The sequence below is a fragment of the Microcoleus vaginatus HSN003 genome, from assembly GCF_022701255.1.
GTDB lineage: Bacteria > Cyanobacteriota > Cyanobacteriia > Cyanobacteriales > Microcoleaceae > Microcoleus > Microcoleus vaginatus_B.
Map to the genome: position 1 here is coordinate 5,202,019 of NZ_CP031705.1, position 20,794 is coordinate 5,222,812.

Annotated in this window: 17 protein-coding genes and 1 tRNA gene; 9 read left to right on the forward strand and 9 right to left on the reverse strand. The window is 45.9% G+C overall.

Features of this window, described 5'->3' with window-relative positions; all coding sequences use genetic code 11:
* Nucleotides 1-61: 61 nt before the first annotated feature.
* Nucleotides 62-583: a 5-(carboxyamino)imidazole ribonucleotide mutase gene (gene purE, locus D0A37_RS22520; protein WP_242717701.1), complete on the reverse strand. Its 522-nt coding sequence runs from the start codon at nucleotides 581-583 to the stop codon at nucleotides 62-64.
* Between the two features lie 235 nt (nucleotides 584-818).
* Between purE and nagA the strand changes: the two genes are divergently transcribed.
* Nucleotides 819-2,048, forward strand: coding sequence for an N-acetylglucosamine-6-phosphate deacetylase (gene nagA, locus D0A37_RS22525; protein WP_242717702.1), 1,230 nt, complete (start codon nucleotides 819-821; stop codon nucleotides 2,046-2,048).
* A gap of 69 nt (nucleotides 2,049-2,117) precedes the next feature.
* On the opposite strand, the gene D0A37_RS22530 is transcribed toward nagA, so the two are convergent.
* The gene (locus tag D0A37_RS22530; RefSeq protein ID WP_242717703.1) at nucleotides 2,118-2,849 is read right to left on the reverse strand and encodes a DUF4058 family protein; all 732 of its coding nucleotides are present in this window, start codon (nucleotides 2,847-2,849) and stop codon (nucleotides 2,118-2,120) included.
* 354 nt (nucleotides 2,850-3,203) lie between these two features.
* On the opposite strand from D0A37_RS22530, the gene bchM reads away from it, so the two are divergent.
* Nucleotides 3,204-3,890, forward strand: coding sequence for a magnesium protoporphyrin IX methyltransferase (gene bchM / locus D0A37_RS22535; RefSeq protein WP_242717704.1), 687 nt, complete (start codon nucleotides 3,204-3,206; stop codon nucleotides 3,888-3,890).
* Between the two features lie 30 nt (nucleotides 3,891-3,920).
* Here the strand turns inward: bchM and D0A37_RS22540 are convergent, their stop codons facing one another.
* Nucleotides 3,921-4,232: a hypothetical protein gene (locus D0A37_RS22540; RefSeq protein WP_242717705.1), complete on the reverse strand. Its 312-nt coding sequence runs from the start codon at nucleotides 4,230-4,232 to the stop codon at nucleotides 3,921-3,923.
* 13 nt (nucleotides 4,233-4,245) lie between these two features.
* On the opposite strand from D0A37_RS22540, the gene D0A37_RS22545 reads away from it, so the two are divergent.
* Nucleotides 4,246-4,638, forward strand: coding sequence for a DUF423 domain-containing protein (locus D0A37_RS22545; protein WP_242717707.1), 393 nt, complete (start codon nucleotides 4,246-4,248; stop codon nucleotides 4,636-4,638).
* A 41-nt stretch (nucleotides 4,639-4,679) separates the two neighbouring features.
* Here D0A37_RS22545 and D0A37_RS22550 read toward each other — a convergent pair whose 3' ends face one another.
* Both D0A37_RS22550 and D0A37_RS22555 read right to left on the reverse strand, forming a co-directional pair.
* A complete protein-coding gene (locus D0A37_RS22550; RefSeq protein WP_242717709.1) occupies nucleotides 4,680-5,774 on the reverse strand; it encodes a hypothetical protein in 1,095 nt (364 codons plus the stop codon).
* A 604-nt stretch (nucleotides 5,775-6,378) separates the two neighbouring features.
* A complete protein-coding gene (locus D0A37_RS22555; RefSeq protein WP_242717711.1) occupies nucleotides 6,379-6,591 on the reverse strand; it encodes a hypothetical protein in 213 nt (70 codons plus the stop codon).
* Nucleotides 6,592-6,655: 64 nt separating this feature from the next.
* Between D0A37_RS22555 and D0A37_RS22560 the strand changes: the two genes are divergently transcribed.
* Both D0A37_RS22560 and D0A37_RS22565 read left to right on the forward strand, forming a co-directional pair.
* Nucleotides 6,656-8,089, forward strand: coding sequence for a phosphoglucomutase/phosphomannomutase family protein (locus D0A37_RS22560; RefSeq protein ID WP_242717713.1), 1,434 nt, complete (start codon nucleotides 6,656-6,658; stop codon nucleotides 8,087-8,089).
* Nucleotides 8,090-8,552: 463 nt separating this feature from the next.
* A complete protein-coding gene (locus D0A37_RS22565) occupies nucleotides 8,553-8,828 on the forward strand; it encodes a LapA family protein (RefSeq protein WP_242717715.1) in 276 nt (91 codons plus the stop codon).
* Between the two features lie 14 nt (nucleotides 8,829-8,842).
* On the opposite strand, the gene D0A37_RS22570 is transcribed toward D0A37_RS22565, so the two are convergent.
* The 3 genes from D0A37_RS22570 to D0A37_RS22580 form a co-directional block, all read right to left on the reverse strand.
* Nucleotides 8,843-9,844, reverse strand: coding sequence for a hypothetical protein (locus tag D0A37_RS22570; protein WP_242717717.1), 1,002 nt, complete (start codon nucleotides 9,842-9,844; stop codon nucleotides 8,843-8,845).
* Nucleotides 9,845-9,998: 154 nt separating this feature from the next.
* Nucleotides 9,999-11,051 carry a hypothetical protein gene (locus tag D0A37_RS22575; RefSeq protein ID WP_242717718.1) on the reverse strand — a complete coding sequence of 351 codons (1,053 nt, stop codon included), beginning with the start codon at nucleotides 11,049-11,051 and terminating at the stop codon, nucleotides 9,999-10,001.
* Nucleotides 11,052-11,610: 559 nt separating this feature from the next.
* Nucleotides 11,611-12,285, reverse strand: a complete 675-nt coding sequence (locus D0A37_RS22580; RefSeq protein WP_242717720.1) for an Npun_F0813 family protein — start codon at nucleotides 12,283-12,285, stop codon at nucleotides 11,611-11,613.
* Nucleotides 12,286-13,225: 940 nt separating this feature from the next.
* Between D0A37_RS22580 and D0A37_RS22585 the strand changes: the two genes are divergently transcribed.
* The 4 genes from D0A37_RS22585 to D0A37_RS22600 all read left to right on the forward strand — a co-directional run bounded on the left by D0A37_RS22585 (nucleotide 13,226) and on the right by D0A37_RS22600 (nucleotide 17,521).
* Nucleotides 13,226-13,299 (forward strand) — tRNA-Arg (locus D0A37_RS22585).
* Between the two features lie 448 nt (nucleotides 13,300-13,747).
* Entirely contained in the window at nucleotides 13,748-15,274 is a 1,527-nt protein-coding gene (locus D0A37_RS22590; RefSeq protein WP_445242558.1) for a site-2 protease family protein, read from the forward strand.
* Nucleotides 15,275-15,515: 241 nt separating this feature from the next.
* A complete protein-coding gene (locus D0A37_RS22595; protein WP_242717724.1) occupies nucleotides 15,516-16,466 on the forward strand; it encodes a hypothetical protein in 951 nt (316 codons plus the stop codon).
* 539 nt (nucleotides 16,467-17,005) lie between these two features.
* Nucleotides 17,006-17,521 carry a hypothetical protein gene (locus D0A37_RS22600; protein ID WP_242717726.1) on the forward strand — a complete coding sequence of 172 codons (516 nt, stop codon included), beginning with the start codon at nucleotides 17,006-17,008 and terminating at the stop codon, nucleotides 17,519-17,521.
* A gap of 129 nt (nucleotides 17,522-17,650) precedes the next feature.
* Here D0A37_RS22600 and D0A37_RS22605 read toward each other — a convergent pair whose 3' ends face one another.
* On the reverse strand, nucleotides 17,651-20,671 hold the full coding sequence (locus D0A37_RS22605) for a UPF0182 family protein (RefSeq protein ID WP_242717728.1): 3,021 nt from the start codon (nucleotides 20,669-20,671) through the stop codon (nucleotides 17,651-17,653).
* Nucleotides 20,672-20,794 lie beyond the last annotated feature (123 nt).

The window sequence follows — 20,794 nt, forward strand, 5'->3', positions numbered from 1 at the left end:
ACGGCTAGTAAGCTCAGCAATATTCGTAAAACTTTCCAATCTTACTACAAAAGTTTATGGATTATTTGTTGAGATTGAGATAGTTATGATAGCCTAGCTCTTCTAGTTGATTTTGTTTTTTCAGTACAGATTCGGACAAAGTTTTGCGGTAATGCAAAACTCGCTCTAGCAATTCTGGCTGATGAGCTGCCAGTATCTGAACTGCCAGCAAGCCAGCATTCTTAGCGTTGCCGATCCCCACTGTGGCTACGGGTATCCCGGCTGGCATTTGCACGATCGAGTACAGCGAATCTATGCCTTGCAGGTGGCGGCTCGGTACCGGCACCCCAATTACGGGCAAGGGCGTTAAAGATGCTACCATACCCGGGAGGTGCGCCGCTCCCCCGGCACCTGCGATAATGACTTTCAAGCCTTTTTGGTGCGCGGTTTGGGCATATTCCACCATGCGATCAGGGGTGCGGTGCGCCGAGATGATCGCCACGGAGCAAGCAACGCTGAATTCTTCGCAAACTGCGATCGCATCTTTCATGGTTGGCAAATCCGAATCGCTACCCATGATAATTCCAACTGTCGCTTGATTCATGCAATTTTCCGATTTCAGATTTCAGATAAATGCTAATTTTATAATGATTGCGTTAATTCAAATTTAGATATTTTGTACCAAAACTGACCCTTAAAAGCAATTTTTCCACCAGCGCCGGTCTGAGCAGCTCTGTAGCCAGCAAAAAGCCAAAAGCTCCGCATCCTCATAGCCAGCCACCGGATTTATCCGTAGCGAATATAAAATCTACAATCTAAAATCTACAATCTAAAATCGGATGACTGAAGCCAAAACCCCAACTGCCGCCCGCACAGATATTCTCAATGTTCGCCTCCCCGGTTGCAAGGATTTGCAGATGCTTGCTGTTAACAAAACGGGTATTATTCAAGAAGTTTGCCCGATGGACGCCGTATTTAAAAGGATTTGTCCTCCCGATTTGCAAGTGCTGGATGTAGCAGGCGATTGGCTTTCTCTGGGCGGTGTTGACTTGCAGATTAACGGAGCCCTCGGTTTTGCTTTTCCCGATTTAGAAAGCAAACATATTGAAATGTTGCCGAAAATTTGTCAATTTTTGTGGAATCAGGGAGTCGATGCTTTTGTGCCGACTTTGGTGACAACTTCACTCGATAAGTTTAGGCGATCGCTCTCGACTATAGCTGATTATATCCGCACTGTACAAACCGCTGCTCCCGCCACAATTAAGCCCAATACAGCGGAAATTCTTGGTGTTCACCTCGAAGGCCCTTTTCTCAACCCCCAAAAGCGAGGTGCTCACCCAGTTGAGTTTTTACTACCGCTAACTATAGAAAATGTCAAGCAAGTTTTAGGAGATTGTGCCGATATTGTCAAAATAATTACTTTAGCGCCGGAGTTAGACAGCACTGGCGAAGCCATTTCCTATTTGCAAAGTTTGGGGATTTCCGTGAGTCTCGGACACTCCCAAGCGACGGCAGAGCAAGCCAAACAAGCATTTGAGCGGGGAGCTTCAATGGTAACTCACGCTTTTAATGCGATGCCGAGTTTGCACCACAGAGAACCGGGTTTGTTGGGAGCGGCGATTGTTTATCCGGGCGTAAAATGCGGTTTAATTGCTGACGGGAAGCACGTTTCTCCGACAATGATTGATTTTTTACTGCGCGCTGGTAGGTATGAAAAAGGCATTTTTTTGGTGAGCGATGCTTTGGCTCCTTTGGGTTTGCCTGACGGTGTTTATCCTTGGGATTCCAGACAAATTGAAGTCAGAAAAGGTACAGCTTGGGTAAGATTAGATTACCACTCGCCCCTGGAATCTGCTACTTTGGCGGGTACAACTCTGCCGCTGTTGGCGGGAGTGCAGAATTTGGTGGAGTGGGGAATTTGCGATGCCGAAAGTGCGATCGCCCTGGCAACGGAATCTCCGAGAAGGGCGATCGGAATTTCGGGGTTTATCGGCCAATCGGCCAATCAATTGTTGCGGTGGAATTTAAAGCCGGGGACAAAGGAATTAACTTGGCATCGTTTGTTTTAAGTGTTGTCAGATCCTGTTTGGTTGATTTGTTCTTCCTTCTTCCTTCTTCCTTCTTCCTTCTGCTATACGCTAAGCGCTGCTAACAGCAATTCGGTGCTCTCGGCAAGTTCGATCGTAAATATTATTTAATTCCACAGCCAAGCAAATCTCGCCCCGCAGCCACAACGGTAAAGCAGGAAGCGCGCAGCCCACAGCCAGTTTTTCCTGCCAAATATCGAGGCATGGGTGGCCGTCTCGCTCGATCGCTCGATAAGCTGTACCATAGAGGTCAGCGTCCAAGGGCGAAGGGCTTGCTCCCGTCAGACGGGCTAACAATTCATTATGAAGATTGGCCTTCCTTCCCGTGACGACATCAACTATTATCAACCCAATTCCCTGGCGCAAATACGTCTCGCACTTAGAAACAAAAGCACTGCGATGAGTAGAACGATCTTTGTTGGCCGGACTTACTAATTCAATTGCACCGGCTAATACCGGGCCGGCTTCAGTGTTAAAAATACTGACTTGCACGGTTTCCGCCGCAGTTAGAAAAGGCACGGTTTGGGCTGGGGGTGACATCCAATTGTTTGGGAAATCTATTGGCAAACGAATTACCGTCTCTGGACAATCAAACTCTGGTAGAGGTTCCTCAAAAGCTGCTACATCAATTTCAATCCCAAACTGCACATTGGGTTCGGCAAAGTAATTTGCGGGTAATTTTGCATTCAAATCGGATGCAATGTAAGTCGCCCAGGCATTGTGAAAGGCGTGCCAGTGACGGCGCACAGACAGCGGCGGGTGGAAATGATCTTGTAGCACCATATTTTTAAAAGTTAGGGCTGATTAAAATCATCGATCAAATGGGCGATCGGCTGCCACTCGATTTTTATTGAATAAGTGTCTCAATTCGGGATTGTTGGAGTTGCGATCGCCCGTATCAATAAATCTAACTCAATTTTATGGGGTGGGGAGTGTTAAGAGATTTTAGATTTTAGATTTTAGATTTTAGATTTTAGATTTTAGATTTTAGATTTTATAATTGAAAATTGAAAAGTGAAGAACTGACCCCACTGATAAATCGGGGGCCCCGGACTAAATTACTTTCGGTCAACAATAGCGGCTGCTGCGGCTTTATAATATTTAACCGTTGGCAATAACTCAGCAGCAGGCAAATCGATGAATTTGGTAGACGACAAGACTATAGTTAGACAGTATTTTAACTCGACGGGCTTCGATCGCTGGCAGCGAATTTACGGTGACGGGAAAGTCAATAAAGTTCAGCTAGACATCCGCACCGGGCACCAGAAAACGGTGGATACAGTCATCGAATGGCTGCAAGCTGACGGAAATTTGCGCGGGCTGTGTGTCTGCGATGCTGGCTGCGGTGTAGGCTCTCTGAGCATTCCTCTGGCTGAGGCTGGGGCAATTGTTTGCGCTAGCGATATCTCTGAAAAGATGGTAGCAGAAGCTTACGATCGATCGACAGCAGTTCCCGGCAAGCTCTACAACATCTCCTTCGCCGCCCAAGATTTGGAAGCTTTAACCGGCAAATTCCACACAGTGATTTGTTTGGATGTGCTAATCCACTATCCTCAAAATAAGGCGGCAGAAATGATCGCTCACCTAAGTTCGATCGCCGAATCGCGACTAATTCTTAGTTTTGCCCCCAAAACTTTAGCACTCACCGCCCTCAAAAAATTTGGCGAACTTTTCCCCGGCCCGAGCAAAACTACCCGCGCTTACCAGCACCGCGAAGCTGATGTTATCAAAATCTTAGAAAACAATGGTTTTGTTATTAACAGAACAGCGATGACTAGCACTAGCTTTTACTATTCTCGCTTGCTGGAAGCTGTGCGGAAATAGGTTAAAAATATCTGCCAAAAAGATAATTTATCATAAACCTAGGGTGCGCCCCGCGCACCTTCCCTTACCAAAGTTACGCAAGTGCACCTCCATACTGTGCGATTGGTTCGCTGACACTGGCAATGACAAGTAAGGCTCGCACCCTGCACCTTCGATATCAACAATTAGATATTTTTTCTTCTTCCGTCTTCCTTCTTCCGTCTTCCTTCTTCCTTCTTCCGTCTTCCTTCTTCCTTCTTCCTTCTTCCTTCTTCCGTCTTCCTTCTTGCGTCTTCCTTCTTCCTTCTTGCGTCTTCCTTCTTCCTTCTTCCTTCTTCCGTCTTCCTTCTTCCTTCTGCCCAATTAGATAAATATTATGTCAACGCTAATTTTAATTCGCATTTTTATAGCAGCGGCAGCCGTATTCGGAGGTTTATCCGTTGCAGGCGGTGCTTTCGCCTCCCACGCTTTGAAAAATCAATTGAGCGATCGGGCTTTAGCAATTTTTGAGACCGGCGCCCGATATCAAATGTATCATGCCCTGGCTCTATTACTCGTCGCTTTACTCTTGAGCCGCGCCCAAGACTCTCAAACCTTTTTTGCAGTGGCTGGATGGGCTTTTATTGCCGGCACAATCATCTTTTCAGGGAGTTTGTACGCCCTGAGTTTGAGCGACATCAAATGGCTGGGTGCCATTACCCCTGTGGGAGGAGTTGCTTTTATTGTCGGTTGGGGATGTTTGGCAGTCGCAGCTTTTAGTTTTAAATAAACAACTGGTAAATTTTGAAGCAATTACCAATTAGCAATTACCTAATTATCAAACACATCCCTGGAAAACATCTCTGTCAAAGTACGCAAGTAAGGTAAAAATATCGTTAAATCTTCAGCAGGAAGTCGCTCGCATATTTCCCAAAACAAAATCAGCAGCATATCCTGCACTAACTCCCAACTTACATGAAGTTTCGGATACAACATCACGCAAATGGGAAACAATTCTTGCTGTACCGGATGAATGCTACCTTCCAAAACGCACCAGCACAAATAGCTTTGAAAAATCTCTACATCCCGGATACCAGAAATTTTTACCTCTCGATCGCTCAAATAACCGCTGCTGCTGCGGTATCCTTGATGCTGGAAACTAGCGCGATCGTACACTGCACTGGCAATCTGAGTCGTTTGCTGCAACAAATGCTGAACTGCTAATAAAGCTCTTGAATTCGGGGGCTGATTCGCCGCCGCCTCGTTAATCTCTCCGTAGGGAATGTGTAGGTAGTCATCTACAACTTTTAAGTATGGTGCAAATTCTGCTCTCTCTGACTCCGAAAGACATCCTAACAAAATTTTGCTAATGTATTGAAACTTCACCGTCACAAATCCCAGCACTAACGGATCTGTGTCTGAGTATTTTCGCCTCACTTTGATAAGATCTTTTCCCACCAGCACTGACAAGCGGAAAATAGGTTCTCTATCGGCATAAGCATCTATTGCTTTCCGATATAACGTGCGAGAATCGCCGGCAATTTCTAAAGAATTAATTAAGCTTTGATCGATCCCGTGCCGCTCTATTTGTTCCCCTAAAAGAGCTTCTACTCTACTCCAAGCTATCTCGCTCGCTAATTTCAGGGTATCTGTCAATTTGTCAACTATTTGGGGTCGATTCCCCTCAAAATTAGTTAACTCTGGGCTTTGGGGAATTTGTCGCGGGGCTTGGTTTTCTCGTGCGGCAACTGTACTGTAATATTTTTTGGCCCAGCTAACAGCGAAAGAAGAAACGCTGACGCTTTTAGCCTCTGGGAGTTTGTCAGTCTCCAATCCGCTAATACCTTCGGGCGCCAGACTGTCGCCATGTTGAATTTCGTCGGCTGCAGGTAAAGATTTTGAATATATTTGTGAAATACCCGTCATGATTAACCTCGTTTTTTTATTAAGCCGCACCCGATCAATTCCCCTACTTTTTAACGTTGTTAACTACAATTTTCTGGATTTGTACGCTGACAGTCATCCGCAATTGTGCTTAAAGGTATAAGCCATTTGGCTCTACTTCCTGCATCTTTTATAAGCTGCACGTTAATAACGTTATTGATTGTGCGAGGGATCACAGTCATTCTGTGATCGCAACCCTAATTTATTTGGTTGACCTATCAAGAGAGCTAGAAAGAAATTTAATTTGTCTTAAAATCTGATAATTAAATTCAAGTCTGCCTCAAAAAAACTACTGCTTGAAATACCTTATCTTTGTTTTGGAGCGCTTTGGTAGATGCCCTCGTTTCTTAAAGAAGCTAGGCTACAGCAGGATCGAGCGGTGACGTTGGTTAATTGATTTCTATAGCTGAATTAGAAATGTATTTTGAGTCTGGCGATTGTTAGGAAACCCTAACAAATTTAACGCTCGGCTTTTCTAAATAAAAAATTAAATTTGAGGTTAGAATCAGATTTATGTGCATTTCGTTACTGCCATTGCCAGTGTGGTTTTTTGCGATCAGTTTTTTAGCTTCCTCGTGAAGCGAAGCTATCCCGTAGGGAATCGCCCGCAATAGATCGTCATCGCTTCGATCGGCAAACTACCCTTCAAAACCGGAATTAGCGACTGACGAGCCCGATCGCTCGCATATTTTGCCAACTCTGACTTGTTCGAGTCCTGCAGGAGGCGGAAGCCTGGCGCTACAACCCTAGGATTAAGTTGAGGCGGGCCCCACTGGCGATCGCTCCTCAAAAACAGCATGGCCACTAGGTCTTTAAGGCTATGCCTTCGGGTAGGATGAATAGGACGAGAGGAAGTGGATAAAATGAGCGCTAGCAGCAATTCAACAGAAATCAAGTTTGGAACCGATGGGTGGCGGGGACTGATTGCCCATGACTTTACTTTTGCCAACGTGCGAAAAGTCACCCGGGCGATCGCCAGTTACCTAGAAACCGCTTACACAAAAGACCGCCCAGTTCTAGTCTCCTACGATACGCGCTTTTTGGCAGACGAGTTCGCCCGCACCTCAGCGGAAGTATTGGCTGATTTGGGATGGACGGTGAAAGTGGTCGATCGAGATTGCCCCACACCAGTCATCGCTTACAGCGCCAAGCATCTCAACTCCGCAGGAGCCCTGATGTTCACTGCTTCCCACAATCCCGCACCTTACTGCGGCATCAAATACATCCCCGACTACGCGGGGCCGGCCACCCCGGAAATTACGGATACAATTGTGGCAAATATTGCTGGTGCTTCTGATGCCCCAGCCAAAGGCAGTCACAACGATAAAATTTCCACTTTTGACCCGAAACCCGAATATCTGAAGTTTCTTTATACTTTGATCGATGTGGAGCGGATTCGCTCTGCTAAGTTAAAGGTGAAATACGACGCCCTTTATTCGACTTCTCGCGGCTATCTTGACGGCGTTTTGGAACACTGCGGCTGCGATGTCGAAAGTTTTCACACCTACCGCGATGTGCTGTTTGGTGGCGGAATGCCGGAACCCAAGGGCGAACAGTTAGTTGAGTTGGTGGAAGCTGTTAAGAAGGATGCGGCGGATTTGGGTTTGGCTACGGATGGCGACAGCGATCGCTTTGGTATTGTTGACGAGTTGGGAAATGTCTTGACTCCAAACACCGTCCTGTTGCTGCTGGCGCGTCACTTGGTTAAGAATAAAGGTTTGACTGGGGCGATCGTCCGTACAGTCGCAACTACCCACTTGCTGGACAATTTGGCCGCCAAGTACGGTTTAACAATTTACGAAACCGCAGTCGGTTTTAAATATATCGGCGAAAAAATGCGGGAAACTGCGGTGCTCATCGGTGGCGAAGAATCTGGCGGTTTGAGCGTTTTGGGTCACATTCCCGAAAAAGACGGGATTTTGGCTGATATGCTAGTTGCTGAGGCGATCGCCTATGAAGGGAAACCGCTTTCTCAGCTCGTTGAAGAAGTCATTAAAGAAGCCGACGGCCCCCTGTACAATAAGCGCTTGGACTTGCACCTAGAAGAAGCCCACAAAGCAGCCGTTTTGGAATCTTTTACCAAGAATCCCCCCACAGAAGTAGCAGGTATCCGCGTTAAGGAAATCGGCCGCAAAGACGGGATTAAACTTTATTTAGAAGACGGCGGCTGGGTACTGCTGCGGCCTTCGGGAACCGAACCTTTGATGCGCGTTTACATGGAAACCAATTCTGTGGAAAAAGAAACCAAAGTTGCCGAACACATGGAAAAGGTAATTTCTCAGTTAGAACCTGTTTAAATTTCCACCTATTCCAACGCGGGGTTTTTCTCTACCGCTTGAGATTGTGAGGTGCCCGCAGAGCACCTCACATCTTTTTGATAACTCTTGCAGATCATCTGAACATTAATCATCGATAATGGTCAGCTCGTTATATATTTGCAATACACGTGGATTTGTTAAAGTTTGGGATTGGTAAATTTATTTATTTTTAATTCTTAATTAATTAAAATTTTCTCAATTTTTTCCGCATCTACTTGACTTTTTGCCTCATTTTATTGTATATTATTAAATAATGGTATGTTGGAAAACATAAAAATTTTACACAGATTTAGATTGTCAAACAACTATAAGCTAATCCGCCTTTAAATTGCCTGGTCAAATAAATTTTCACTCTTGTGGGGTGGGCATCCTGCCCGCCATCAAAATACAATTTAAATGCACAACAGCTTATAGGGTAAATTATTAGCCTGTCAACCATTTTATGAAAACAATTCCTCTGGTCGCCATTAGTTTTTTAGTAGCAATTTTAGCAAGCGCGATCGCCATTATCTCAGTCCAGAACGCCGCCCCAGTATCCTTAAACTTTATTTTTTTTAAATCGATACAACTGCCCGTAGGAGTAGTATTGGCAATGAGCATTAGTGCAGGACTGATTGGAGGTGCGCTACTGCAACCGCTGTGGAACCTTTCAGATTCCCAAAACTCTCGTCGTAAATTTCCGGCCAATCCAGAAGAATCCGACACCGTACAATATTAAATAGATTTAATCCCTTAGACGGAATATACGTGACCCTCAATCAGCAGCCGAGTAATTCCCTTAGCTCGCAAATAAGGTGCTGCTTTTTGCAGCATACTGCTGTCAGGAATCTTGAAAACTCTTTGATTGCGAGTAGCAAATCGGCGGGCCACTCGGTGATTGTCAAACACTGCTAGGGTTTTCTCGCGAATTTCTGCTGGCGGAATTTGACCGAGTTCGCCAAAAGCTTTTAGAGGTCTAGTGATTAACTCCGCTGCCCGATCGACTACTAAATAGCAGATTTTGGGCAGAGATGCTTCGCTTAAAGGCAAAACTTGAATCAGTCCTGTACCCCGAAGCTCGTTAGCGAAGCCCTCGAAGAGGATCGACTCCGACGATAGTGAACCCAGGAGACTGCCTTCAAACAGAGAGTCTTCATGCTCTACATCTTCGTCGAAGTCGTCATCTAAATCGTCTTCATCCTCCTCATCCTCATCGTCGTCCTCGAAATCGCTAAAATCTTCACCTGCCAGCAGCCCTTCTGCTGGCAGCATAGCGTTTAGTTCACCAGTCACAACAGCGGGGTGGCTCTGATCGGCAAGATTGGGTGCTTGGGCATCTTGCAGATCAGAAACATCCAAATCAGACTCTACATTTCCTTGAATTTCGAGTTCTGCAACTGGTTCAGGGACTGCTCCAGAACGCTTTCGGATCGTCGGTCTCGAATTTGAGGCTGACTGACGGACTGGGACTGACTCGGATAGCGGGACACCTACAGGATCGGTTTCGCCATGTGCCGACAATTCAACAGTCGCCTCTGTCGGTTCAGAAACACTGGTGCGATCGGACAAACGCTTTTGTTTTTGCTGGACTAAAGATTCGTATTCCGGCTCCGACAAAGCCCCCTGAAGGATGCGCCTCACAGTGGAACTGCTCACTCCGTAGCGCTTTGCCAGAGTGATAGTATTCTCGTTGGACTGTCGGTACAGCCTGATGAGTTCGCGTTTGTCTGAATCGGAGAGTTTTGTAGGCGTCATGCCAAGTTTTCCAGCAAAAAGATGTGAAAAGACGCAGGCTAGCAGTCAGGGAACTGTGATTTTTCATCTTCGATTTCAAGCTTAGAGATGCCGACAAGGGCAAAGAAGCTTTCGCGTCCCCATCGCTTGCCAAAGCAACCCCAATCTCTAATCGCTACGCTGCGCGACGACTGCGCCTGCTCTGACGAGAGCGGGTTGAGATGTCATGTTCCAAGATAGCTCCAATCCCAAACAGGATGGCGCTGAAAACAAAAAAGACTTCCAGCAAACTGCCGCTTTGATAACTACCCTCAGCCTGAGTATCGCGCCATTTAAAGTACATATCTGCGATGTAAAGCGAAAAAGTTGCAGCCGCAATCATTCTCCAAGATTGGGAAAAACGTCCTCCCCAAAACGCCAGCAGCAGTGCAGTAGCAATAATTAGCAGAAAAACGTCCCCGACGATGTAAAACAAATTAATGGCATTTTTGTGAGGCGCCAGTTGCTTGTCCAGTGCCATCACCCATCCCGGAGCTTTGATTTGTGCTTCTTCTTCGGGTTCTGATGCACCCTCGGTCGCTGCTGTTTGTGCCTCTAACTTGGACGAATTCTCCAAAGCAGGCGCTGTTCCTGTGGCAGTGGTTGCTGCTTCAGATTCTGTCACTACTTCTTGAGTGGCTGCCGGAGCCATTCCTAGCTGGACCCTCCAAGAGTCAGGTGCAGCAACCCATATAGCTACAGCAATCCCGAAGGCTGCAATTCCCGCTAACAAACCCCACTGCCAAATTTCTAGATTCAGTCGCTTGGAAGTCACAGCTACAACCATGCCACCGATCAGGACCACATAGCTGCCCAGATAAAAGGCATCTGCTGGAGACACGTCCGGGTCTAACCCGAAATAGAGTTCCCAAATCCCGAACAGCACGCCGGCTATGAAATAGAAGAGCATCCCCAGACCTATGCCCAGCCAGACGTTGCGCCCACTGACCATGTGGGGGCTTTGCCAGTTTCTAAAACAGACTAAAGCCGCTCCCAAGTATGCTCCACATTCAAAAATATAAGTGCCGATCGAGTACCAAAGAGGTAAACCCTCTTCTGCTGAGAGGGGGACGCTGAACAGCAAAAAGAACAGCAACGCCATTACAGCCCAGACAATGCCCGCAATCACTAGGGTCTGAGCTGACAGTAAAGATGAAGATGTAGATGACTTTTCTGAAGTGCTACTCATAGGGATTCCACGAGACCTAACTAGCGGTTGAACGCACCCCATCTCAATCTTTGATTGGAGATGAGGATTCTTTCGCCAAAAAACCTTAAAAAACCTTGCTCTGACGCTTCCGGAATAACTGGCGTCCTCAGTGTGTCGTCGGGACGTTGGCCCTTGTACACTCTAGAAAGACTAAGCAAGAATAATATCTATTTACTAATTCAATCAATTAGTTGTTAGTCGATCTTGTACCCGGAAATATAATGATAGAAATACGGTATATGTCTTTACCCTTAAGGTTTGTACAGTACCCAATCTATCTCTGAAATTCTACCATCAAAGGTTGAGGTATCTGTTTTTTTGCTTTCACACTCCCCCACTCATATCAATAATTCTGGGTGGGGACTGCGCTCGAAACTTAGTTAAATTGCCAGACCATAGGTGGCCTCCAAACCGAATCAACAATTTAGTTGGTCAATACAAGTTGGCAATCCAACCTGTATATCACCTACCCCCTACAGTGCAATTATCTAAGCTCAATTATCTCAGTCCAATTGTCTGAGCAATTGTCACAGATTTTCTATCCTGCGATCCACAATTTGTTGAGGGCTGATTGTTTCAGCCAATCTAGAAACTGAGTCCGATCCGGGGCTGGCATATCTTGCAGCACATCGCTGACTCCCTCAGCGAAGTCCGTATTGCCAAAATATGATTTCCCCAAACGGTGGAGTTCTTGCAATAAGGTTTTGAGATGCTGCTCTTGCCAAGGAGGCACCTTGTGATTTTGCAAGGGACTAACGGTTAGCCAATTTTTGATCGCATCAGGGGAGTCTGCCTGGGGGAACTTTCCCTGCTGAAATACCTTGGCGATATCTTTCTGAAACGATGTGGCTTGCCTTGCGCCTAAGAGGTCTTCTACATCGAAGTAAACAGCTTGAAGCAGTAGCAGACAACCCTGCGCGAACAGCGGTGCTTTGGTTGCTTCATTACTTGCCGGTTCTTCACCCGCAAGCTGATCTAAACGGACTTTTCCCCAGACGCTATATCTCTCCGGCTCTTCTAGCAGAACACAGGCTTTGCCTCGGTTGTCGGTTAAGTCCCGCCACAAGGCTCTGGCGTCTTCTGCTTGCTTGCCGTTAAAGGCGCTGATCAGGCGAAAAGTCTGCCCCTGATAATTGAGAATGGGAATTTGTTGATCCCGTTTTGGGTGTTGAAAATTGGTTATTTCAACATCCTGCCGTTTCAGAATAAACATGACACTGCGATTTGACTCCTGTCATGGCCGAGGTGCTGTGCTTTTGACACTCCCCATGCCTAAAGGCGAGGGGATTCTTGATTCAGCGAGTCCACTTAAATTAGCAGGATTGCTCCTGATCACCCAGAGATGGTTCTCTCCTCAAGCGTTCCGATACTTTTTTGCTAACAAATGCTAACAAATATCTGAGCTGAGATAGTCTCTCAGCCTGGGCCTATAAATCAATGCACGAAGGAAAATCCCCCGCGCACAATTTACGACTGCTGTACTGGCAACGTTTGATTTTCGCGCTCATGCCGAGCAGGCGATTGACTGTTTTGCTTTGATGCCGTAGAGGAAGCTTACATAGAGGCTCCGTACCATCAGGGATTTTCACCTGAGTCTTTCAATCATAGTTCTACCACATTTTTCTCAAATATCAAGTCGAGCAGAATGTTAGCAAACATAACTAAACATCAGCCAATTAGTCATTCTGTCTCAACTCATACCTAAAATGAGGGGACGAGCTCTGGTTTTTCGCTAATGTGGTCAGCGTTTTAGGCTTTGCCACTAGGGGATGTTACCATAACCAATAGAAATCGGGGAAAAAGCACCTGTGACTCTTGTGCTGTCTGAGTTCCGTCTTAATTTGGGGAGAGATGCGATCGACCAAATATTTTGGTTTGTACTCGACCTCTAAATACTTTACCCGAGTTCACGTCCTACCTAGTTTGGATGGTAAATTTACAAGTGTGCTGTTTGCAGGTGAGTCGCTCCAGCTTGGGTGAGATACAGGAAGAGGACGCACAGGCACTCTCATCACCTTGGTTTTTTTCCCAGCCATCGCGCTCCACGCCGTCTTTTTCTACATCAAAGTGGTTTCTGGGTAAGTCATCATATAATTTACTTGCTCGATCGCACACTGCACCGATACAATAATCTTGTTAGCCATTTTTGACTTGGGTGCGTAACTCAGTTGGATAGAGTAGCTGCCTTCTAAGCAGCGAGCCGCAGGTTCAAGTCCTGCCGTACCCGTTACACAAAATTTAATGATATCAAGGGTTTCAGCACTTTTCTACCACCAAGGAAAGAGCGACTGATATCTTATTTGCTTCGGATTTGTTTCCGATGCCCGAATCCGAAACAAATCCTTAAAAAAGCCCCGCCTGCCAAACCTGGGCCAATCTGCCCGCTTCTGGGCGATCGACACTGCTACGCTTCTGAGTATATGTTTGGCACAGCCGATGTGGTATCATAAAAAGTCTATTGTGTCAATAGCCTAGATCCTGCGATGTTCAAACAGCACCAGCAGCAGGTTGTGGGCCGAGTAGCCCTCAGGGGTTATCCTTAGTAATCAGGCTAGTTTCCGATAGGTTTGGATATGTTCCCAACAACTCTATTTCATATTCCCCAAAATTTAATGCTATTACTCGACCGCAGCGCGATCGACCGATTAAAGCCCCTATGGGCGCAAGCAACCGGAATGCCTATAGTTGCATCGGAAAATACGGCAACAATTGCGCTCGTATTGGTTGCTGTGGGAATTCTAGGTTGGGGATTTTATCGCGCCAGACCTTTTGGCAAACTGGGAATTTTGGCTTGGTTGCAGTCTGTTGCGTTGATGAGTCCCTGGCTGCTGTTCTTTGGTTTGTTCGCCGCAGGGATTTACCTCAATCTAGTTGCGGTATTGTTGCTGCTGGTGGCATCCACGGGATTATACATTTATCTGGGTCGGCAATTGCGTAAGGCTGCATCGGATGCAGTGCTGCCGCGCCCGGATGCTGCTGAGGTAAAGTCCCAAAGCGATGCTTTCTCGGCCCCTGACTCCCAGGGAACACCAGGCCCAGAAACCATTAAGATCGTGACATCCTCGCCTGCGAATAAGGAATCAGAAATAATTCCCGTTCCAGTTGAAGACCTCAAAACAATTAAAGGCATCTTTGGCATTGATACTTTCTTTGCCACAGAAACAATTCCTTATCAAGATGGGGTAATTCTCAAAGGTAATCTCCGGGGAGACCCAGAACAAGTACACTCACGTTTGACGGCAAGTTTGGAAGAAAGATTAAATGATCGCTACCGCCTATTTTTAGTAGAAAATCAGGACGACAAGCCAGTAGTTATTATCTTGCCCAGCACCAACGACCCGCAGCCAACTACCGTATCTCAAAAAATCCTAGCAGTCGTGCTGCTGCTGGCAACAATTGCTACTAGCTTAGAGACAGGCGGTTTGCTGCTAGGTTTCGATTTCTTTAACTCGCCGACTAGATATCTAGAAGTTCTGCCAATTGCAGTAGGAATTTGGGCGGTTTTAGGCTCTGGGGAAATTGCTCGCCGAGTGCTGGCAAATCGGTACAAGGTTGGCTTGAGTTGGCCGTTTTTTATACCAACTTTGCAGATAGGTTGTTTTGGAGCGATCGACCGTTTTGAGTCGCTGCTGCCCAACCGTAAAGTTTTGTTTGACATCGCTTTTGCCGGGTCAGCGGCTGGGGGTATAGTTTCTCTGCTAATGCTGGTAACGGGTTTGCTGCTGTCTCACCCCGGCAGTTTGTTTCAAATTCCCGCAGAATTTTTCAAGGGCTCAGTTTTGGTGGGAACTTTGGCAAAAGTGGTTTTGGGTTCGGCGTTGCAGCAGCAGATTGTTGACGTTCACCCGCTGGTAGTTATAGGTTGGTTGGGCTTGGTAATAACGGCGATTAATTTGATGCCGGCGGGACAGTTGGACGGGGGTAGAATCGTGCAAGCCATCTACGGTCGGAAAATAGCCAGTCGCACTACTTTGGCGACTTTTGTGGTGCTGGCTATCGTTTCTTTGGTTAATCCTTTGGCTCTGTATTGGGCGATCGTGATTCTGATTTTACAGCGGAATCTGGAACGGCCCAGCCTCAACGAGCTGACTGAGCCTGACGACGCTCGCGCGGCTTTGGGTTTGCTAGCTTTGTTCTTGATGATTGCTGCCCTGTTGCCGTTGACTCCAGCTTTGGCTGGCCGTCTGGGCATCGGGAACTAACAGTAGTTTGGCATCTTTGGTAATAGGCTCTTGGGTTGCGGTAAATTAGTGGAATCTAGGAATTGACCGATCGAACTGGAGAACTGAAGGGCGATCGGGTTCCTAACTACTAATTTCCAATTAAGACCCCCGCCCTGGGCAATTTATCTACTACCAAAAGTTGATTTTTTTATATCCCAAAATTTGTTTAAACTTGATCGATTAAGTTTAAATAACTTATCTGAGCCTATAGGATAAAGTCATGGCTAATCAACTTCCTCCTTTATTGGTAACTTTTGATGCAGATGTTTTAATGGCTGGCAGAACCCAAGTTTGGCAAGAATATGCCAAGGTGGGAACTTGCTATATCCCGGAAGTAGTGTACGACGAAATAGATCGTCTGACAGGGCAGGCCGTGGAAAAAGATCAAGAGCAAGTAGCTAGAGAGTTTATGCGATTTTTTGCCGACAGTGGCTGGATTGCAACTGACGCTCAGGAAACACACCGAGCTCTCGAACCTTCGATCAAAAATCAAAGCAAGCCAGCAATGCTAGTAGTGGCTACGGCTCAGTGCGTTTACGGTTTGGCGACCGAACACCCGGAGGCATTGGTGATTTTTGTCTCCAACAGCCAGCCTCTGCTGAAGCGGCTGGCTTCTGTAGGTGCTACGAATCTCTGCGGGATTACCGGGGCGATGCTGTTAAATTGGGCCAGGAAAGGGGAACGCCCGCCGGCGGCGACTCAGCAATTGCAAAGTTTGATGCGTACCCTCGCCGAACGCAAATCGGCTCAGCGCCCTAACAGCAGAATTCAGGATGCTGCTGTGGGCCAAACGGGGGCTTCTGCTAGCAAGTTAACGGGAACCCGCGGCGCTTCTGAATTGAAGTCGGCCAGCAGTTTTACTAAAACTAATAAAACGGGTTTGACTGAGAAGCGCAGTGCGAGTTCGCGCCCCAAAACGCCGCGGCGCAGTCGCGAGGAGTCGAAAGATTACGAGCCGGCTGTATATCGCATTAAACATATTACACCTCCGAAAAAAAGGAACAGCGGTTTTCTGTCTACTGTGTTCAATTTTTTGGGAGCGTTATTTTTCTTGACGGTAGCGGTGGGTATTTTGTGGCGAGTGTTCGATGTTAGGGGTTTTAGAAAAACTTTTGTGCCGGCTCTACCGCAGCCTGTACAACAATTTGTTAAGTCGATCGACCCTAAATAATCTGGTTGTCTGAAAATTCTACCTTCAGATCCGGCTGACTTGTGCATTCGGTCATCGTTAATCTCGCACCTTCGGAAACTGCGATCGCACGCTTGATTCACAAATTAGTTCGCTCCCCTAAATATAGCGGTAAGGTTCTTGTGGCGCACCCTAGGGTTAGAATTTCTGGCCTTAGTCGGCTGGGAATTTTCAACGGCTACTATCACAACAGAAGATGAAGGCTTCACTTTAGTGTTCTAAAAATCCATCGCCATGCTGAACGGGAATGAAATAATTAGTGGATTAGCACTGGCTTTTGCGGGTTTTGCTTATGCTTTAGTATTTTTTGTTCTTCTTCCTTTCAGATAGTACGATTATGCAGCACCACTTGGGGCAATAGCAATGGCGATCGCCTTTACTCTAGCAATAATATCGTTTCCGGTTGCATCGGAATAATAAAATCGAGTCAACAGTTAACACTCAACCATTCAGTTTTTCGACCCCGAGGTAACAGTCAACAGTCAACAGTCAACCATAATTCCGGTGCAACCGGAATTGGTATGAATTGGCTACTATCTGCATTGTTGCTAACTGGCTGGAGTTGGGTGGCTGCATTATGTGGTTTTCAGATAGCCCTCAGGTTTTTTGGTAGCGTGTTTCTGGAAGATGGGCTGTACCTGCCAAATTTGTTGTTTTTTGGAACTATGATCGTAGGATATACGAGCGTTTATACCAGTTTTTCACAACAAAAAACACTGGTAATGGTGGGTTTATGTACAGGATTTTTTCTGGATTCAATGTACTTATTTTTGATTGGTGGCTATGTGATCAAAGGCAAAAATCCGTTTCATGCTTCTTCTACCCAGATGCTGCCACTGTTGAATCAAAGGGTAGAAATTATCACCGACAATCCCAAACAATTGTATTTGAATGGCAAAACAGGCGAACTCACGCATATTAACCGTTATGAGGTGACAGTGAAACTAGATTTTGGAGGAGACGAGAGATTGATGTGGCGCTATGTCGATGTATGGTGGCAGGATATTAAGGCTGCTAACAAACAGAAATCCCAGTAATTTATATCATTTTCGCTGGTATGGGAATAATAAAATTGAGTCAACACTTAACACTCAACCATTCAGTTTTTCGACCCAGAGTTAACAGTCAACAATCAACAATCATGAGGAGTGTAACCGGAATTGATATCAATCACTATTTAAAGCTGGCGCTGTTCCTTCTACAGGTCGAATAATGATCGGTTTAGTAGTAGATGGTTGCTGAAAAAGTGCCTTGAGTGCCAATTCAAGATTTTCTGCCATGACTATGCGGTTTTCGTAGACAGCAATAACTCTGACTAAAGTTGGCAAACTATTGCGCTCTGCTTCTAAGTAAAGAGGTTCCACATACAGTAAAGATTGTTCAATGGGAATTACTAATAAGTTTCCTTGAATTGCTTGTGAACCCTGGCGACTCCAGAGAGATATTTGTTCGGAAATAACGGGATCTTGATTAATTAAAGCTTCTATTTGTTCCGGGCCATAAACTAATCGCTGTTTGGGAAACAGATACAACAGCAATTTTCCGTAATTGCCACCATCGGATCGCCCTGCAATCCAAGCAATTAAATTGTTGCGAGTTACTGGTGTAAATGGGAGCAGCAAAATAAATTCTTCTGCTGTTTCCGTGGGCAGTTTTGTAATCAAATAATACGGTGCTACGGGCTGCTGTTCGCTGCCATAAATTTCATTGGGAACTCGCCATAAATCCTCCCGATTGTAAAATACTTGCGGGTCTTCCATATGATAAGTTAGCAAGCGTTCGGATTGAATGCTCAACAAATCTACTGGATATCTGATATGTTTGCGTAGAGCCGGAGGCATTTTGTCTAGGGGTTGGAAGAGTCCGGGAAAGATAGCCATCCAACTGTTAATAATCGGATCGGAGGGATAGGCAACGTAGAAATCAACAGACCCGTTGTAGGCATCAATTACTACTTTTACGGAGTTACGGATGTAGTTAAATTCATGATTTCCGGGGTCAGAATAGGGATAGCGAGGACTTGCTGTATAGGCATCGATAATCCAGTAAAGATAGTTGGGATGTTTATCATTAGCAGAGGGTGAAGGTTTAATCTTGTTGCCATTTCCCTCCCTTTCTTTTTCTATGTCCTCATTGCTAAGATTGGCGTTTGCTACTACTAAATACGGGTCGGAATCGTAGCGCAAAAAAGGAGCGATCGCCCGGACTCTTTTGTTAATATTTCGGCGGTACAGCAATTTAGTTTCTGGCGTAAAATTGCGGGTGAGCGCCATTTGCCAATTTTTGAGATAATTAGCAAACAGCCAGCGCCGCCATATTGAACCGATCGCAATTCCGCCCCTACCCTTGTAAGTATTGTAAACATTTTCTTCGCCGCTGGGATAATCAAATTCTTTGACTTTTGTGGGCGTCATGGCGTCTGTATCGGTGATTTCGCCGTAGTAAATTCGCGGGTAGCCGATCGGAATACTGGCCCGAATTTGAGCGCTAGTGACTTCCAAAGCAGTCTCTCCTTTCTGGGCTGCAACTCCAATATCTTTGACAAAATAATCGGGTAAACCGCCGACACCGACTCTGTTTACGGGAGAAAGAGTAAAGCCGTAACCGTGAGTGTAAACTAGGTGTTCGTTCACCCAAGTTTGAGCTTCGGGGGCAACTGCTGTGTAATCTAATTCCCGGGCTGCCAGAAATACTTGTTGGCTGTCCGAATCTCCCTTTTGTGCTTTTTCATTTTTGATTGTGTAGCGATCGATATCGGCATCAGGAAATGTATAATATGGTCTAATTTGCTGTAATTGTCGGTTTGTTTGCAGCAGCGGTCGCTTGTCCCACAGCCTGATATTGCTAATAGTAAGTTGATTTTTTTCTAAGTCGGCATAAGTAAGTTTGCCGGCGGGATCGAATGTTTTTATTTCAATTTTGTTGAGATCAAAGGCTTCTTTAGTAAAGGCTATGCTGCGCTGAATGTACGGCCTTTCTCGTGCTAGTTCGTTGGGTTGAACTATGAGCTGCTGCACAATTTCGGGCAGCAGCATACCTCCCACCACAGTTAAAGTTAGCCATGCTAAAAGAATTTTTTTTATGAGTTCATTTTTAATTTTGAATTGGTAAACCTGCCACAGCATCAAAAGCGCGATCGCCCCCGCCAAAATACTCAAAAATCCATAGACGGGTAGCCGCACCGTCACGTCAGCATAATTTGCCCCGTAAGTAACGTCTCCTCGCGAATACAGCAATGCGTAGCGCCCCAACCAGTAGCGGAATGCAATGGCTAGCATTAAAGCTGCACCCAACCCGTACAAGTGACGCTGCTGCGATCGAGAAAATCCCAAAAATATCCCTTGACTCAGGCTATTTCCTGACAGCAAATATGTTAAAGCACAAGATACTAAACTATACAAAAATACAACTGTCAGCCCGAATCCTAGCAAATCTAAGATGGGCAAAATAAATACATAAAAGCTAATATTTTGATTGAAAAGAGGGTCGGTTGTGTTAAAGTTAATAGGGTGAAAATATTGCAAAACATTTGTCCAGCGACTGGCGACAATAAGCCCGATCGCCAAACTGAGAAAAAAAGCGATCGCCCGCAGCCAAAAATCAGGCTTAATTACCACAGCTAACATTGTCCCCAGCAACAAGCCCAACTGCCACCAGCGAGAAAATAGCTGCACCCCTATTTGCTGGATTGACTCTATTCCCAACTCCACGGGCGGCGCAGGTAAATTGTCAGCTATACCGAAATAGGTGATGCTGCTTGCAGCTAACAGCCCGCAGTGAATTACTGTCAAAGTTGCGATCAAACTCAATCCGAATACTGCTAACAGCAGCCAGGAAAAGGTAATTGGGGATTTAGCAACAGGTATTTCGTAATTCTTCCCGGTATTCTTCCGCGTGTTGTTCGCCCCCAGTGAAGCGAATAGCGCCCCCACAACGGGCGATTTTCTTTCCTCTGCGGGATGTTGCAGGCGGCGGGCTAAAGCCAAATTTCCGAGCAAAAAGACAGAAGAAACAGCAATTGCGATCGTCCCCAGCAACCCTTGAGTTTTCAGCTTTAATAGAAAAACCTGAAGATATCCAACTTCCTGAAACCAGAGAATTTCTGCCGCCATGCGGGAGGCAAGTTCAAAAACCAGCCATAGCCCCGCAATCAGTAGCATTATTTGATAAATTCGCCTATTAGTCATTAGTTATTAATCATTAGTTATTAGTCATTAGCTATTGGTTGAATGATAACTGATATCAGGTTCGAGCAATTTACCCTCCCGAACGATGCTTTTGCCGCAAGGGTTGGAGGCATTTTTATTCAT